Raw genomic sequence first — 16,306 nt, forward strand, 5'->3', positions numbered from 1 at the left:
GGTGAATTCCGGAGGGAACGGCCACTCCGCGCGCTCGCCGGAATCCACGCGCGCCAGGACATAGTCCCAAAAAGCGGCCAGCTCCTTGCGATACACGTGATACGCCAACTCGAAGTGGTGGCTGCGACAATATTCGTTCTCGGCATTGCCTTTGAGCGTCAGTTCCGTGTGCGGGTTCAGCGCAGGCAAAACGCCGCCCAGGGGTTTGGCCTCCTCGAGCTGCCGCAAACTTGCCGCCATCGAGAAATCGTCGGATTGGGCCAGCAGACCGCACAGCGCGTCAAGCAACTCGCGGTTCAACTCGGCCACTTGCCGGATAGAGGCGGCATCGGCTTGCTGTTGACGCCAGGCATGGACCATCCGGCCGGCATGAAGCACCGTAGCGGTAAGGGCCCGGTTGGCCGTGGTGCGCCCCATATCCAGCGCGTCGCGCCGCCACTGGGCATTGCCGCAGGCGGTCTCGGTCAAGTCGGCCAGAGCGCCCAGCATCTCGGGGGCGGGCCGCAGACATGCCGCCATGCGTTCGTACCCGGCATTCACCTGGTCTTGACGCTTTGCGGACAAGTTCGCCCACATCGTGTTGGTAAGCATGTGAAACTGCGGCGAGGAGAAGGTCACATTCCTTGAGGGATCGCGCATGGACCAGTTTTCGCTTTGCGAAATGACGAGCATCAACGTCCAGAGCGGCTCCATCTGAGCGGCCAATTCAAGCGGGTACCGGCTCCGGCAGAAACGCACGGTTGCGGCCGGCGCCGTCAAATCATCGGGCTGCCAAGCGTTATCGGCGAGGTACTCGAGCATGAACGTGTCGTTATGCGATATCTCCGACCACAGCACATACCCTTTGCACATGGGATCTTCGGCAGCCGTCCGGAGGCGTTCGGCGAGCAGGGTGTAATCGCCGTGGATGTCGCTGTTCCAGGCGTAGCCATGCAACATGCCGAATATCCAGGGGAATCGCCCGAGCACGTTCCAGTCGCGGAAATTGCATTTGGCAGCATCGTCGGCGGTGTAATCCAGAAGGACCGTCCGCTCGGGATCGAATTCGTTGAGCAACACGCGGACTTCTTCGTCGACCCACTGATTCGCCAGGTCCCAACTGGCGATCAGCAACGGCGCGTCGGGGTAGTGTTCGCGAATTTTCTGCTGCGTCTTGCGATAGGCGTAAAGTTTCTTCTGGAGACTGTCGCGCCGGGTTTCGCCGAAGCTGCGTTCGGCCATGCCGATGGTGTGAAAGAGCCGCGGGGACCCGAATTCGCGGATATGGGTTTCCGTGAGCTTCCAGTAAGCGTCCCATGCCCGCTCGTCGTCGATGTCCCAAATGGCCGCCGTAGGTAGAGAGTATCCTGTCTTTTGGTCGGTCACCACCGGGAAATCGGGGAAGCTTCGGTAGAACGAGCTGGGGGTGTGCGAGTACCAGTGGGTGATGGTGCCCGTGTCTTCCGGATGGAGCAATCCCCGATCGCGGGCATACTGCAGCACTTCTTTTCGCAGTTCGCCGCGGTATTGCAGGGGCCAGAAGGACGTGCGGTCGTCGTACGAGCGCTCTTTCGCGTCGGGGTCCTGTGTGTCGGTGGGCGGATAGGGCACATCGTCCGGAAAGGCTCTTTGAAAGAGGTCGTCGTGACCCGTGCGCATCATGAACAGGTTGAAGCGTTTCTTGAGCAGCCAATCGATCTCGTGTTTCCAGTCCTCGAGGTTCCAATGCTCGGCCTGGAAACGGTGCAGCCCGCGATGAGCGAAATACCGCAAGCCCCGGTAGCTGAACCGGGGCTTCTCGGCAATGTCCACCCCGGCGAGATCGAGTTCGGGAAGACGCGGGACCACGTCGCCATCCCAGAAATACTCCACGCCCGCGTGTCGTCGGAAGAAGTCGTAGACGGCATATATGGTGGAGCGGCCGCTGCCGCCCGCGACGAGCAGGTAGCGGCAAGGCCCGGCGTCCACCGACAAGACACGGTAACTGTCCGAGCCGTATTGCAGGCCCAGGGATTCCAGGACGCCGCGACGAATCAAATCGTGCACGACAGGATTGACCGCGTCCGAACCAATCAGGACCAGATCGCCCGACACGGGTATGCTCTCAGGACTCGCCAACGCAGGAGCACGGCCCGTCACGCGGGTCCATAGCTCGACAAAATCGCCGGCGGCGATCTCGTAGGCTTTTTCGCCTGTGGGCGGCGCAACGACGGTAATGGCACGAGGCGCAACGGCTGCCGGCGGGACGGCTTCGGCCGCAAACGCGCTCGGCTGCGAGAAAACCGGCATCAGCATGACCGCTGCCGCAAAGACGCTTTTCATGATTTGCCCCCTGTTCCTGTTTGTGCTCGCCAAACATACCACGAAACGGGCGGGTTCACCACACGGCAACATGCCAATCAGAGGACGGGCATCCGCGGCGCATCGCGGCCGGGAACGCCCCTGGGCTGTGAAGGGCCGGTCAGCCGGTGACCTTTTCCTGCAGGGCGCGGTATCCGTAGTACATGGCCAGCTGGTCCAGCAGGATGATGGCCATGAATGCCTCGGCGACGGGCCACACACGTGCGACAATGGTCGGGTCGCGGCGCGTCACGGCCGACAGGGTGGCGTTCTTCATCGAGACTTTGTCGACGGTGTGCTGGTCTTTGGCGATAGTCGGGGTGGGCTTGACCGCGAGCCGTACAACGAGGTCCTGTCCCGTGGTGAGCCCGCCGGTGATGCCGCCCGCGTTGTTGCTCTGAAATACGGCCTTGCCGTTTTTCGCGCGCATCTGGTCGTTGCACTCGGAGCCGCGCATGTCCTTAACCTGCATACCGGCGCCGATCTCGACCGCTTTGATGGTTCCGATGCTCATCATGCGGCCCAGTTCGCCATCGAGCTTGTTGAAGACTGGTTCGCCCACCCCCGCCGGGACGCCCGTAGCCACGACTTCGCAGACCCCGCCGCTGGAATCCCCCTCGTCGCGGATTTCGACAATGCGTTTGTACATGGCGTGAGCGGCGTCGACGTCCGGGCAGTTCAACAGGGGATGGACGCCCGCTTCCTTGCTGACGGCCGCCATATCGATGGGTTCGGCGCTGTTGCGAATCTCGATGAGGTTCTTTTCGAGCTCCGCGAGAACGGCCATCTTCTCGAGGAACCGCATGTCCGCGTGGAATCGGTTGGCGCCGAATACCCAGTTGTAGATCACGTCGCATTTGCGGCGCACTTCGCGAAAGATCCCGACTTTTGCGCGGACCTCGCCGCGGGGCATCTCGGCGGCCCTTACGCCCGCGGCTTCCTTGACATAGCCGAAGATGTCGATGCCGTGGTCCGCGAGCACCCGTTTTGCCACCGCGCCAGCGGCGACGATAGTCGACGTATACCGCCCGCTGAAGAACCCCGCTCCGATCGAATCGTCGTTTTCGCCGTATTTCTGATAGGACGCGTATGAGGCATGGCCAGGCCGTGGCGTGCGGTTGGTCACCTGGTATTGTTCGATGTGCTCGAAGTGGCGATCGAGGTTGGGAATGAGCACCACCAGCGGCGTGCCATTCGTTTTGCCCTTGTTTTCGAATCCCGGCATGGTGTTCGCCGCGTTGACCCCGCTGTAAATGACGGGCAAGTCGGGTTCGCGCCGCGGGGACGTCAGTTCACCCTGGCCGGGCTTGCGCAGCAACAGGTCCCGATAGATCATCTCTTCGGTGATGAGCATGCCCGTGGGCACGCCTTGAAGATGAACCGTCAGGCCCTCCTGATACGACCCGCCCGCCACCGCCGTTTTGAACATGGTGCCATAGGTGCAGCCAAGCATGGTTTCCCTCTCCTTCGTGTCCCTCTCTTGTACACCATCGATTCTGGATACGGCCAGCGGACCGCCGCTCGCTATCCGGCGATGCGCGCCGCCCCGCCCAACCGCGTCAGATCCTCGACAAACTTCGGATACGTGATACCGGCCGCTTCATAACCCCGGATTCGAACCGGCCCGGCAATCTGCGTCGCGCACACGGCCAGGGCCATGACGACGCGGTGGTCGTCCTGGCCGTCGACTTCCCCGCCGTGCAGCATGCTGTGGTGAATGACAAGGCCGTCGTCCAGTTCCTCGACGCGCGCGCCGAGTTTCGTGAGTTCCTGGCGCATGACGGCGATCCGGTCGGTTTCCTTGAGGCGCGCCTGGGGCACGTTCACCAGCCGTGTAGTGCCTTCGGCGAAACAGCCCAGCACGGCCATCATGGGCAGCGCATCGGGCGTGGCGTTCAGGTCGAGCTCGGTCCCCCGGAGCGCCTTTGGCCGCACCCGCACGCCGGTTTGTTCCTCGGCCACATCCGCCCCCATGGCGCGGAGATAGTCCACGACCGCCTTGTCGCCCTGGACTTCGCTCATATCAAGACCGCGCGACAGAATATTGTTCCCCTCGAGCGCGCCCGCGGCCAGGAAGAAGGTTGCAGACGAGAAATCGCCCGGGATGCGCCGGTCGAAGGCCGCATAACGCTGCCCGCCGCGCACGCGAAACCACCGGAGACCGTCGCGCTCGATGGCGATCCCCTGGCGCTCGAGCCAATCGAGCGTCATCATCACGTAGGGGGCTTCGTTGAGCAGGGGCACATCGATCTCGGTGTCGCCATCCGCCAGCGGCGCCGCCATCAGGAGACTGGACAGGTACTGGCTGGTTACGGCCTCGATCGAGGTCTTGCCGCCGCGCAAGCGCCCCTCGACAACAAAAGGCGCGCAGCCGTTGTCCCGCGTCGACCATACCCGCGCGCCCAGGCCGGTCAGCGAGCGGGCCAGCGGGCCGGCGGGCCGCCTCCGGATCTGGGCGTCGCCGGTAAGCACCGCTATACCCGTGCGAAGCAGCGCCGCCGAGCCCATGGCTATGCGCAGGCTCGTGCCGGAGTTAGCGACGTCGATCACGTTTTCGGGCGTGCGCAACTCACCGCCCAGACCCTGCACGTGCCACGCTTCGGGCGTGATGGCCATTTCCGCGCCAAACGCCCGGTACACAGCCACACAGGCCTCCGCGTCCTTGGATTCCAGCGGCTGGCGGATGACGCTCTTGCCCTCGGCCAACGCGGCAATCGCAACTGCACGGATGGTGTGCGACTTCGAGCCGGGGATGTCCACCTCGCCCCGAAGGGCGCTTCTCTCGCAAATCAGGTCCATGGATGCACCATCTCTTCCACGCCAGCAAGCGCCGCTCTCCGGCGGCGATGATGCGGGATGATAGCGTGCCGGATAACGGACAGTCAAAGATTGAGGTGCGGGGGCGGGACGTGCGTGGCGCAAACCGCGGTCAGACAAAAAAGGGATTGTATCGGCTTTCGATGGCGACGGTCGATGACGGCCCATGGCCGGTGTGGATTTCGGTTTCGGGAGGAAGGCTGAAGATGTGCTTCTTGATGGCATCGAGTTGCTGTTTGGCCTGCGCTGGCGATGATGTGCCGCCCACCGAGCCGGCAAAGAGCGCGTCGCCGGTAAAGACCATCCCTGGAAACGCAAGGCTGAGCGCGTCGGGCGTATGACCGGGCGTGGCGATAACCTTGCCCGCGAGAGTTCCAACGCGAATAAGATCGCCGTGGGCGACCTTCCTGGCTTTGCATCCTCCCGGATGGGCGGCGCCGGCGTACACGGCCGCTCCGTAACGGTCGACGGCCTCGCGAAGGCCGCCGCTGTGGTCATAATGGTCGTGGGTAATGAAAATGCTCGTGAGGTTCAACTTCTCCGTTTCGATGTATTCGGCCATCTCGGGCTCGAACTCCCCCACATCGACGAGAATAGCCTCGCGGGTCTCGTCGCAGGCCAAGATGAATGCGTTGCCTTCGTTGGCGGATGTCAGAAAGTGCTTGAACATCACCGGCGCATCCCCGTGAGGGTTGCATTCTCGAAGTTCGCCTGTCCCGCCGCCCCTCTGAAATCGGCGTTCGTGAGGTTGGCGCGCCGGAATATGGCGCGCTGGACGTTAGCGTTACGAAACGTTGCGCCCGTGAAGTTCGCATTTCCCGGACGCGAGTAATACAGGTCCGCGCCGTCGAAAACGGCCCCCTCGCCCAAAACGCCCACCAGGTTCGCGCGGCGCACCACAGCCCCCTTGAAAACCCCCCGGGACACGTTCGCGCCGCCCAGCACGGCAAACTCGAGGTCGGCGCCGGTCAGATCGGCCCCGCTGAGATCGGCCCCATCGAGAAAGGCGCCCCGCAGAATGGCCTTCGAGAGGTTTGCACCAGCCAGGTTTGCCCCTGAAAGGCGGGCATCGGTCAGATCGGCGCCCGAGAGGTCCGCGCCTGCGAGGTCGGGCTTGCGCAGCCGCGCTCCGATACCCCGTCCCTGCCGAAGCGCGGCAATCAGCGCCTCCCTGTCATCAACGGGCAACTCGTCAGCCATCAGAAATCGTCCAACTCGCCCAGTTTGCTCTCGATCCAATCGCCGTAGTAGGCCAATTCCTTCACGGAAGCCTTGATTTCGGCTGGCGTCGCCGCATGCGCGAGGTAACAATCGGTCAACACCAGGCGCTCCTCTCCGCCGTCCTTGCTGAGCGCGAGAGCTCCGTGAGAAATCTTCATGTTGGCCCGCAGGGCCCATTCAAATGCATCCTCACGCGGTTTTCCACACTCGGTGAACACGCGTATGAGCTCCGTGCCATCCTTGCGCTTATGCTGGTTCAAGCAGACCGCCTGATGGCGGCCATTCTTCAGCGTCACCTGGACCACGAACCCTTTGCCGTGCGGAGCGACCACGCGCTCGCCTTCTTTGGCGCAGGCCTTGGCCAATTCTTCGAGCGTGTATTGCTTGACCTGCGGCGAGGGCGGCACGCCCGCCAGGAAGGCGCTTGCCTCGCCAAGAGCCAGGTCGACCACGCGGCGCACGTCCACGTCCATCTCGTCGGCATGCTCGTGCAGTACCTCGAGGGCGAAGCACGCAATTCTTCCCAGCTCTTGCGCGGCATCGCGCCGCACCACCCACCCCGCCTGGGCATCACGAAGTTGTCTGGCAAGTTTTTCCAGTTCTTCCGACACAGCCGTTCCCTCCCAATTGAGACCTCTATCTTATCAAAGGACGCCCGGGAGCGCTACCAGAACGCTCTTGAATCGAAATTGGGGACGCGCAGCCGCGCCGGGGAGGGCGATTTGTACAGGTCCCCAGTTGCCAGGTGCGCATATTGCCCGTGACAGAGGATGGGCGGCAATGGTACCGTATCGTGCTTGGCATCCGGACTCCACGGGGAGCATTCAGCGGGCAGGTCATAGGAATAGAATCCCGGCCTGCGTTATTCATATCAAACACAATAGCCGCCGTTTTGGCGGCGGAAATGCATACTAGAACTGGACATCATGGAACGCTCACATCGATACGAAGGACTCATCGAGGTCAGCAGGATGGCGGTCCCTATCGTGTTCGGGCAGCTTTCGTATGTCTTGATGCAGTTCGCCGACCAAGTCATGGTTTCCCGGCTTGGAACCGAGCAGTTGGCCGCCACGGCTCCGGCGGGATTGTGGTTCTTTATTTTCTCCACGTTTTTCCTTGGAATATCAGGGTGCGTGTCGACGTTTGCCGCGCAGAGCCTCGGGCGGGGCGAAAAGGAACAAGGCGCGAGCTACGCATGGCAGGGGGTGTATATCGGTTTGGCCGGCGGCGTTTTCGGCATGGCCGTATGGCCGTTTGCCGACGACCTGTTCGGTCTGATGGGCCACACGCCGGAGGTCACCCGGCTCGAGGTCCAGTATTTCCAGATCCGGATGGCCGGATTCGTGTTCATGTGTTGGCCGGCAGCGCTGACGTCGTTCTTCCAGGCGGTGAACCGTCCCAGTGTGCCGATGTACGCGGCCTGGTTCGCCAACGGCATCAACTTGGTTCTCAACTACCTCCTCATCTATGGCAAGTTCGGATTTCCGCGGATGGAAGTGGCGGGGGCGGCATGGGCCACGGTAATCGCCATGGGCGTGCAGACCGTGATACTGCAAGCGTTGTTTCTGTCGAAGTCGCTGGACCGGGAATTCCAGACGCGGTCGCGGTACGTTTTCAACTGGCAGAAGGTGCGTGAGCTGGTGCGTATAGGGTGGCCCGCGGGCTTGAGTTTCTTCCTTGATGTTTTCAATTGGGGTGTGTTCACCAGCCTTCTCGTGGGACGTTGTGGAGAAGTTCAAATGGCGGCGCACAATGTGGCCATCAATTTCCTGCATCTCGCGTTTATGCCCGCGGTCGGGCTGAATCACGCCGTCGCCCCCATCGTGGGACAATGGATTGGCCGGGGCAACATCCCCATGGCCAAGACCCGCACGCATACGGCGATCAAGATTGCCATCTGCTACATGACGGCGGCGGGACTGTGTTTCGCCATATTCGCCAAGCCCCTGACCCGCGTTTTTTTCAGCACGGACCCGCAGGTTGTCGAGATTGCAGCGGTGATCCTGATTCTGGCCGCGTGTTACCAGGCCTTTGACGCGGTCAACATCGTCGTATTGGGCGCGTTGCGGGGCGCGGGCGATACGCGCTGGGTGATGTGGGTGATGTCCTTGGCGTCGTATTGCGTGTTTCTGCCTCTTGCGGCGTTTCTGTGCATGGGCGAAGTGCCGGTATCGCGTATTCCGGGAATCCCGGCCGGTTGGGACCTCCCAGGACTGGGGTGGGAGGCGAAGGGGGCGTGGCTGGGCGCCACTATCTATACTATCGGGCTGAGCGGACTCCTTTTCTGGCGGTTTCACGGCGAACGGTGGCGCGACATCAAGATTTTCGAGAAAGACCGCGTATCCGTTCCCGAGTAGGCGCCGGCCACGGGCGGCCAGGCGTTGTAATCCCACGTTGCTGCAACAGTTTGCGCTGTTGGTCCGAAATATGCTAAACTCCGCCGATTCCAAATTCACAGGGGTTCCCTATCCCCGGATAGGCATGGACAGGGTGCCCGGTTATGAGACCGGGTCAGCCATCAAGAACCCCGAGGCGCAACCCGAAAGGAGTACGGACGATGACAGCCGTCACCATGAAGAACCTTCTCGAGGCCGGTATCCACTTCGGCCACCAAACACGCCGTTGGAACCCGAAGATGAAGAAGTATATCTTCGGCGCGCGCAACGGTATCTACATCATCGATTTGCAGAAGACCTTGCGCCAACTCAACCGGGCCCGGTCGTTCGTTCGTGAAGCCGTTGCCGCTGGCGGCCACGTGCTGTTCGTGGGCACGAAGCGCCAGGCCCAGGAAATCATCCAGCGCGAAGCCGAGCGGTGCGGCATGTACTATGTCAATAACCGCTGGCTGGGCGGCACCCTCACCAACTACGAGACGATCCAGGTGAGCATCCGCAATCTCCAGAAACTCGAAGACATGGAATCCAGCGGGGAACTGGAGAAGTTCAGCAAGAAAGAGGCGGCGCGCATGCGTAAGCAAAAGGCGCGCCTCGCGAAGTATCTCGATGGCATCAAGAACATGCCCGGCGTTCCGCAAGTCATGTTCGTCATCGACACGCGTCGCGAGGATATCGCCGTGAATGAAGCCCGGCGTCTGAATATCCCCTGCATCGGCATTGTTGACACAAACTCGGATCCGGACGTGGTGTCTTTCCCGATTCCGGGCAACGACGACGCTATCCGCGCCGTCGGCTTGTTCTGCTCGGTCATCGCTGACGCGGTGATCGAGGGTAAAGCCGAGAGCGAAAAATACGTCGTGCCCAAGGCGGCCCCGGCCAAAGCCGCCATGCATACTCCGGAGGCGGAACAAGAGGAACTCGAGGAAAAAGCCGCCGGTGGCGAGGACGAAGACGCTGAAGAAGAATCGGAATTCCAAGAGTACGACGAAGAGCATGAATAGCCAGAGAGGACCCTTGAAACCTCTGCGCGGCGCTCAGACAGCATAAAGGAGAATAGTGGACGATGGGAGTAACGGCAAAAGACGTGAAGGAACTGCGCGAAGCAACCGGCGCCGGCATGATGGACTGCAAGAAAGCGCTTCAGGAGTGTGACGGCGATTTCGATAAGGCGGCAAACTGGCTTCGGGAGAAGGGTATTGCCTCCGCGGCGAAACGGCAGGATCGCGAAGCAAAAGAGGGCTCGGTAGCCTCCTATATTCACATGGGCGGCAAGATCGGCGTGCTGGTCGAGGTGAATTGCGAAACGGACTTCGTGGCGCGCGGCGAACTCTTCCAGGAGTTCTGCAAGAACGTGTGCCTGCAGATCTGCTCGACCGCCCCGCGGTGGGTGCGCCGCGACGAGGCCACCCCCGAGGAAATCGAGGCGGAAAAGGCGATTTACGCGGTGCAGGCCAAGGAATCCGGCCGGCCGGAGACTGTGCAGCAGAAAATCGTCGAGGGCAAGCTCAACAAGTGGTTGAAAGAGAACAGCCTGCTTGACCAGGAATTCGTCAAGAATCCCGATGTGACGATCGAGGAATTGATGAAGGAATTGAGCGGCAAGATCGGCGAAAAGATCGACATTCGGCGATTCGCCCGGTTTCAACTGGGTGAAGCTATCGATGGCAGGAAGCCGGCTGGGGATGAGGAGTAAGGCGCGTGCCTGACCCGGCCTACAAACGCGTGTTGTTGAAACTGAGCGGCCAGGCGCTCGAGCCCAGCCGCGGGGTGGGCATTGATTTCAAAACCATCGGCCTGTTTTGCGATGAGATCGCCGAGGCGCACGCGCTCGGCGTCGAGTTGGGACTGGTCGTTGGCGGCGGAAACATCTACCGCGGCGCGCAAGGCGTGGCGCAGGGGCCCGACCGCCCGACGGGCGACTACATGGGCATGCTGGCCACGGTCATCAACGCCCTGGCCATCCAGGCGATGCTCGAGAACAAAGGCGTGACGACACGCGTCATGACGGCGATCGAGATGCGCGGAGTCGCGGAACCCTATATCCGGCGCCGGGCGTTGCGGCACCTCGAGAAAGGCCGCGTGGTAATCTTCGGCGCGGGCACGGGCAATCCTTTTTTCACTACGGATACGGCTGCGGCGCTTCGCGCCAGCGAGATCAGCGCGGAAATCCTCTTCAAAGCGACCAAGGTGGACGGGGTGTACGATGCGGACCCGGTAAAGAACCCTTCGGCAACGTTGTACCGGGAACTGTCGTATACGGAAGCGCTCGCGCGCAATCTCCGCGTCATGGATGCGACAGCCATCTCGCTGTGCCGCGAGAACAAGCTTCCCATACTGGTTTTCAATCTGACCAGGCCGGGCAGTATCATGAAAGCGCTCCAGGGCGAACGCATAGGCACGCTGGTGAAAGGAGATTGACACATGTCACACGAACTCGAGAAAGAAGCCCAAAGCAAGATGGAAAAAAGCGCGGAGGCGTTCGCGCACGAACTCTCTACCATTCGGACGGGCCGCGCATCCGTCGCGCTGTTGGACTCCATCGAGGTCGAGGCATACGGCACCAGGATGAAACTGAACCAGATGGCCAACGTAGCGGCTCCTGAACCCCGCCTGCTGCTGATAACTCCGTGGGACAAGTCGCAGGTGGGAGCGATTGAGAAAGCGATCCTGGCGTCGCCCCTGAATCTGACGCCCAGCAACGACGGCCACGTGATCCGCATTCCCATCCCGCAACTTACCGAAGAGCGCCGAAAAGACCTGGTGAAACTGGTGGGCAAACTGGCGGAAGAAGCCCGGATCGCCGTGCGCAATGTGCGGCGCTACGTGATCGACGAGGTCAAGAAGCGCCAGAAAGACGGCGATATCCCCGAAGACGACGCGCACAAGCTGACCGAGCAGCTGCAGAAAGTCACCGATCATCATATCGAGAAAATTGACGAGATGCTCAAGGCCAAAGAGGCCGAGATCATGGAAGTATAGGCTCATGACCCGCCACCCCAACTGAACGAATCTTTGCCGCGGAGAGTTGGGCTGTCTCTGACTCTCCGCGGCTTTGTTTTGGCCGGGACCCGGCCAGCGGCGGACAGGCAAGAAGACTTGGGTGTGAAATGCGCGACCTGGACATGACACGGCTGCCCCAGCATATCGCCATCATCATGGACGGCAACGGGCGGTGGGCTGAGAAGCATGGCGTGTCCCTTGCGGAAGGGCATGAGGCCGGCGCCAAGAGCGTGCGCGCGGCCATCAAGGCTTGCCGCGAACTCCACCGCGTGAAAGTGTTGTCGCTGTATGCCTTTTCGACGGAGAACTGGCGCCGGTCGCGGGTCGAGGTCAATGCATTGTTCCGGTTGCTGAGCAAGTACGTTCGCCTGGAACTGGAGAACATTCACAAGGAAGATATCCGGGTAACGATCATGGGCCGGCGCGAAGGCCTCTCGGAGCGCGTTGTGGCGGACCTCGATCACTGCGAGCAACTCACGCGCCACAACAAATCCATGACGGTCAACGTCGCCGTCAACTACGGGGGGCGCGGGGAGATCGCGGATACGGCGCGCCGGCTGGCCGTTGATGCCGCAACGGGCGCGTTACGGACGGAAGACATCGACGAGGATGCTTTTTCGCGGCGGCTGTACGTCCCCGGCCTTCCGGACGTCGACCTGCTGATTCGCACGAGCGGCGAGATGCGGTTGAGCAACTTCATGCTGTGGCAGGTGTCCTACGCGGAGATTGTATCCCTCGGCGTGTTGTGGCCGGATTTCAGGAAACGGCATCTCCTCGACGCCATCGCGCGCTACCAGCGGCGCCAGCGCCGGTTCGGAGGACGCTGAACGATGGCGAAAGGAAGCAAGCTGCTGGCGCGGAGTGTGACCGGTCTCGTTGCGTTGGCCATATTCATGACGCTCATCTGGACGCCCGGCTTGAGGCTGCTGCTCACGCTGTTCATCGGGGCACTGAGCGCAGTCGGCCTTTTCGAATACTACGCTATGGTGCGCGCGCGAAAGATCTCTCCGGAGACCATCGGCGGCATGCTCGCAGGCACCTGCGTGGCCATGAGCGGCCATTTCGGCGACGCCGTAACGACCAACTTTGCTCTGTTTGGCGGCTGCGTGCTGGTTTCGGCGCTGCACATCGTTCGCGGCTGCCATTCGGTGGCCGGCCTGTCGAGTTCGGTGTTTGGCGTGTTCTACATCGGGTGGTTCGGCGCGCATGTTCCAATGATGCAAAGCCTGCCCGGCGTCGGGCCCGGCCTGGTAACGACGCTGTTTGTGGCCGTGATTCTGACGGATACGGCCGCGTTCTTCGTGGGGTCGTCCATTGGAAAGCACAAGATGGCTCCGAAGGTGAGTCCGAACAAGACATGGGAGGGCGCATTCGGGGGATTGTTTTGCGCCGTGGCAGGCACGGCGGCGCTCTGGTATCTGAGGGAGCGCGCGGGCATGACCGCCCTGCCGGATTGGTCTCTGTGGCGATACACGCACGCGGGAATCCTGGTCTCGATCGTCGCCCAGATTGGCGACCTGACGGAATCGTGTATCAAACGCGACGCCGGCGTGAAGGATTCGGGCAACTTCTTTCCGGGGCACGGCGGAGTGCTGGACCGCACCGACGGTTTTCTGTTCGCGGCCCCGGTTCTATATTATCTCGTAACGCCGTTCTGTGCAGGCTGACGGGCCCGAGGACAGCGGCGATTGGTGAAGGAAACACGGAATGTACGAAGAAGAAGCGCAACTACTGGCGGAGTATTCAGAGCGTTTGCAGGAGCTTCGCAAGTGTCTCCATGTCGATGCGACAAAGGCCACGATTGCACAGCTCCAGAACGAGATGGCCAAGCCGGGGTTCTGGGACGAGCCTGAGAAGGCCCAGAAGCTCCTCCAGCAGCTCAAGAGCCACAAGTCCATCGTCGAGGCCCCCGACGCGCTCCGGCGCGAACTGGACGACGCCCTGGTGCTGGTCGAACTGGGCCAGGCCGAGGGGGATCCTTCCATAAGCGGCGAGATCGCGCAGCTCGCCCAGGACCTGTCGAAAAAGCTCGAGCAGCTCGAGTTGACCAGTCTTTTCATGGATCCCCGCGATTCGAGACCCGCCCTGGTTAACATCCATCCCGGCGCGGGCGGAACCGAATCGTGCGATTGGGCTTCGATGCTCTACCGCATGATCATTCGATATTGCGAGCGTCAGGAATTCGATGTGGAACTTGCCGACTACATCCCCGGCGACGAGGCCGGGCTTAAGAGCGCCACCCTGCGGGTCGAAGGGCCTTTCGCATACGGCAAACTCAAATCGGAAGAAGGCGTGCACCGGCTGGTGCGTATCTCGCCCTTCGACGCCAACAGCCGCCGGCACACGTCGTTCGCGGCCATCGAGATCGTGCCCGAGTTTGAGGACGATGCCCCCATCGAGATCAAGGAAGAAGACCTGAAAATGGACGTATTCAAGTCGAGCGGTCCCGGCGGGCAGAAAGTGAACAAGACAAGTTCGGCAGTACGCCTGACCCATCTGCCGACGGGGCTCGTGGTGGCGTGCCAGATCGAGCGTTCCCAGCACCGCAACCGCGAAACGGCCCTCCAGATGTTGAAAGCAAAACTATACGACATCGAATTGAAGAAAAAGGAAGAGGAGGCAATGGCGCACCGCGAAGATCAGCAGGACGTCGCCTGGGGAAGCCAGATCCGGAGCTACGTACTGCATCCCTACCAGATGGTGAAAGACCACCGCACCGACGTCCAGATCGGAAACATCGACGCCGTGCTGGACGGAGACCTCGACGAACTGGTGGAGGCGTTTCTCAAGTGGAACCTGAAACGCCACAGAAGCAATTAGGAGACGAACGGGAGACGTCAGGAGCCCATCCGGAAAATGACAGCAGGGCGCTCCGAAAACCGCCGTAACAGGGAACAGGACATGACCGAGGAACATCACTCGACCGAACAGCAGCTTATCGAGAACCGCATCGAGAAGATGGCGCGTTTCCGCGAACGCGGCGACGAGCCCTTCAAATACGCGTTCCGGCGTTCGTGTTCGATCGCCGAGGCGCGGGCCGCCTTCGAAACCGCCGAGAAAGACGCGCACGAGCCCGAGCAGCTGAACGTGCCGGTTACGGTCGCCGGGCGCATGGTGGCCCTGCGCGGACAAGGCAAGGTGACCTTTGCCGACCTGCGCGACGAATCGGACCGCCTGCAGGTTTTCTTCCGCCAGAACGAGTTGGGCGATGCGGCCTACGAGCACCTCAAAGATCTCGATATCGGCGATTTTCTGGGCATCGCGGGACAGGTGTTCCGCACCCGCCGCGGCGAGGTGACGGTACGCGCGGAGGAGTACACGCTTCTCACGAAATCGTTGCGGCCCTTGCCCGAGAAATGGCACGGGTTGACGGACGTCGAGACCCGGTACCGCCAGCGGCACCTCGACATGGTGTCGAATCCGGAAGTGCTCGAGACGTTTCGCCGCCGCATCAAGATCATCAGCACGCTGCGGCAGTGGCTGACGGCGCGGGGATTCCTCGAGGTCGAGACGCCCATGCTGCACCACATTCCAGGAGGGGCGACCGCGCGCCCCTTTGTCACGCATCACAACACGTTCGATCGGAATTTCTATCTTCGGATCGCGCCGGAACTCCACCTCAAACGCTTGATCGTCGGCGGGTTCGAAAAGGTCTTCGAACTCAACCGCAGCTTCCGCAATGAAGGAGTTGACACGCTGCACAATCCCGAGTTCACCATGATGGAACTCTATGAAGCCTATCAGGATTACATGGGATTGATGGACACCACGGAGGAGATGCTCGCCGATGTCGCCCGCGAGGTGACCGGGGACACTGCCTTCGACTACCTGGGGCAAACCATCGACATGACCCGCCCCTGGAAGCGCATCTCGCTGTTCGAGGCTATCCGGGAGCATGCCCGCATCGATCTCGAGCCCCACAAGGACGACCGGAACGCCGCGGCGGAGCTCGCGGAAGGCGCGGGCTGCCTCATCGAGGACCACATGGGATATGGAAAGATCGTGGACGAGGTTATGTCGGAGAAAGTGAAGCCCAACCTGGTCCAGCCCACGTTCCTTTACGATTATCCGCTGGAGATCTCCCCTTTGGCGAAGAAGAAGCGCGGAAATCCCAGCCTGACCGAGCGGTTCCAGCTTTTCGTTGCGGGCATGGAGCTGGGCAACGCGTTCAGCGAGTTGAACGACCCCATCGATCAGCGGGAACGGTTCATGGACCAGGTGCGGCAGCGTGAACGGGGCGACGATGAGGCCCAGTACCTCGACAACGATTACATCACGGCTCTTGAGCTCGGCATGCCTCCTACGGCGGGGCTGGGCATCGGAGTCGACCGGCTGGCCATGCTGCTGACGAATAAGGCCTCGATTCGCGAAGTGATCCTGTTTCCCCAACTGCGGACCATCGAGGCGGCGGGCGACACAACATTTCCACCTATTTCCGGAGAAGGAAACGTCAAAACAAGCTGACGGTGCGGCCTTGGTCGAAGAAAGGCAGTTTGCATGCGGTTTGAAGCGTTCATAGCGAGCCGGTACCTGCGGGGAAAGCGCAAGAGCCG

The 16,306-nt window shown here is 61.5% G+C and carries 15 protein-coding genes; 9 read left to right on the plus strand and 6 right to left on the minus strand.

Annotated elements, in window-relative coordinates; genetic code table 11:
• From PLJ71_03105 to PLJ71_03130, 6 genes are all read right to left on the minus strand, one after another.
• Positions 1-2,301 (minus strand): alpha-N-acetylglucosaminidase TIM-barrel domain-containing protein (locus PLJ71_03105; protein ID HQM47645.1); only part of this gene is annotated, 2,301 nt, incomplete at its 3' end.
• Positions 2,302-2,440: 139 nt separating this feature from the next.
• Complete coding sequence (locus PLJ71_03110; protein ID HQM47646.1) at positions 2,441-3,772, minus strand: chorismate synthase; 1,332 nt, start codon at positions 3,770-3,772, stop codon at positions 2,441-2,443.
• 71 nt (positions 3,773-3,843) lie between these two features.
• A complete protein-coding gene (aroA, locus tag PLJ71_03115) occupies positions 3,844-5,118 on the minus strand; it encodes a 3-phosphoshikimate 1-carboxyvinyltransferase (GenBank protein HQM47647.1) in 1,275 nt (424 codons plus the stop codon).
• Positions 5,119-5,248: 130 nt separating this feature from the next.
• Positions 5,249-5,806: an MBL fold metallo-hydrolase gene (locus tag PLJ71_03120; GenBank protein ID HQM47648.1), complete on the minus strand. Its 558-nt coding sequence runs from the start codon at positions 5,804-5,806 to the stop codon at positions 5,249-5,251.
• A complete protein-coding gene (locus PLJ71_03125; protein ID HQM47649.1) occupies positions 5,806-6,336 on the minus strand; it encodes a pentapeptide repeat-containing protein in 531 nt (176 codons plus the stop codon). Before PLJ71_03125 ends, PLJ71_03120 begins: the two co-directional genes overlap by 1 nt.
• Positions 6,336-6,968, minus strand: coding sequence for a hypothetical protein (locus tag PLJ71_03130; protein HQM47650.1), 633 nt, complete (start codon positions 6,966-6,968; stop codon positions 6,336-6,338). Before PLJ71_03130 ends, PLJ71_03125 begins: the two co-directional genes overlap by 1 nt.
• 315 nt (positions 6,969-7,283) lie before the next feature.
• Here PLJ71_03130 and PLJ71_03135 point away from each other — a divergent pair, with 315 nt between their 5' ends.
• From PLJ71_03135 to lysS, 9 genes are all read left to right on the plus strand, one after another.
• The gene (locus PLJ71_03135) at positions 7,284-8,714 is read left to right on the plus strand and encodes an MATE family efflux transporter (GenBank protein ID HQM47651.1); all 1,431 of its coding nucleotides are present in this window, start codon (positions 7,284-7,286) and stop codon (positions 8,712-8,714) included.
• Between the two features lie 200 nt (positions 8,715-8,914).
• Positions 8,915-9,754 carry a 30S ribosomal protein S2 gene (gene rpsB, locus PLJ71_03140; GenBank protein HQM47652.1) on the plus strand — a complete coding sequence of 280 codons (840 nt, stop codon included), beginning with the start codon at positions 8,915-8,917 and terminating at the stop codon, positions 9,752-9,754.
• Between the two features lie 62 nt (positions 9,755-9,816).
• Positions 9,817-10,446 (plus strand): translation elongation factor Ts, encoded by a 630-nt coding sequence (gene tsf / locus PLJ71_03145; GenBank protein ID HQM47653.1) that lies wholly within the window; start codon positions 9,817-9,819, stop codon positions 10,444-10,446.
• A 5-nt stretch (positions 10,447-10,451) separates the two neighbouring features.
• A complete protein-coding gene (pyrH, locus tag PLJ71_03150; protein ID HQM47654.1) occupies positions 10,452-11,171 on the plus strand; it encodes a UMP kinase in 720 nt (239 codons plus the stop codon).
• A 3-nt stretch (positions 11,172-11,174) separates the two neighbouring features.
• Positions 11,175-11,732 (plus strand): ribosome recycling factor, encoded by a 558-nt coding sequence (gene frr, locus PLJ71_03155; protein ID HQM47655.1) that lies wholly within the window; start codon positions 11,175-11,177, stop codon positions 11,730-11,732.
• A gap of 128 nt (positions 11,733-11,860) precedes the next feature.
• Positions 11,861-12,580, plus strand: coding sequence for a polyprenyl diphosphate synthase (gene uppS, locus PLJ71_03160; protein HQM47656.1), 720 nt, complete (start codon positions 11,861-11,863; stop codon positions 12,578-12,580).
• 3 nt (positions 12,581-12,583) lie between these two features.
• Positions 12,584-13,420 (plus strand): phosphatidate cytidylyltransferase, encoded by an 837-nt coding sequence (locus tag PLJ71_03165; protein ID HQM47657.1) that lies wholly within the window; start codon positions 12,584-12,586, stop codon positions 13,418-13,420.
• 40 nt (positions 13,421-13,460) lie between these two features.
• A complete protein-coding gene (gene prfB / locus PLJ71_03170; protein ID HQM47658.1) occupies positions 13,461-14,573 on the plus strand; it encodes a peptide chain release factor 2 in 1,113 nt (370 codons plus the stop codon).
• Positions 14,574-14,654: 81 nt separating this feature from the next.
• On the plus strand, positions 14,655-16,217 hold the full coding sequence (gene lysS, locus PLJ71_03175) for a lysine--tRNA ligase (protein ID HQM47659.1): 1,563 nt from the start codon (positions 14,655-14,657) through the stop codon (positions 16,215-16,217).
• The last annotated feature ends 89 nt before the right edge of the window (positions 16,218-16,306 follow it).

The sequence above is a fragment of the Candidatus Hydrogenedentota bacterium genome (assembly GCA_035416745.1).
In the GTDB taxonomy this organism is placed as follows: domain Bacteria; phylum Hydrogenedentota; class Hydrogenedentia; order Hydrogenedentales; family SLHB01; genus UBA2224.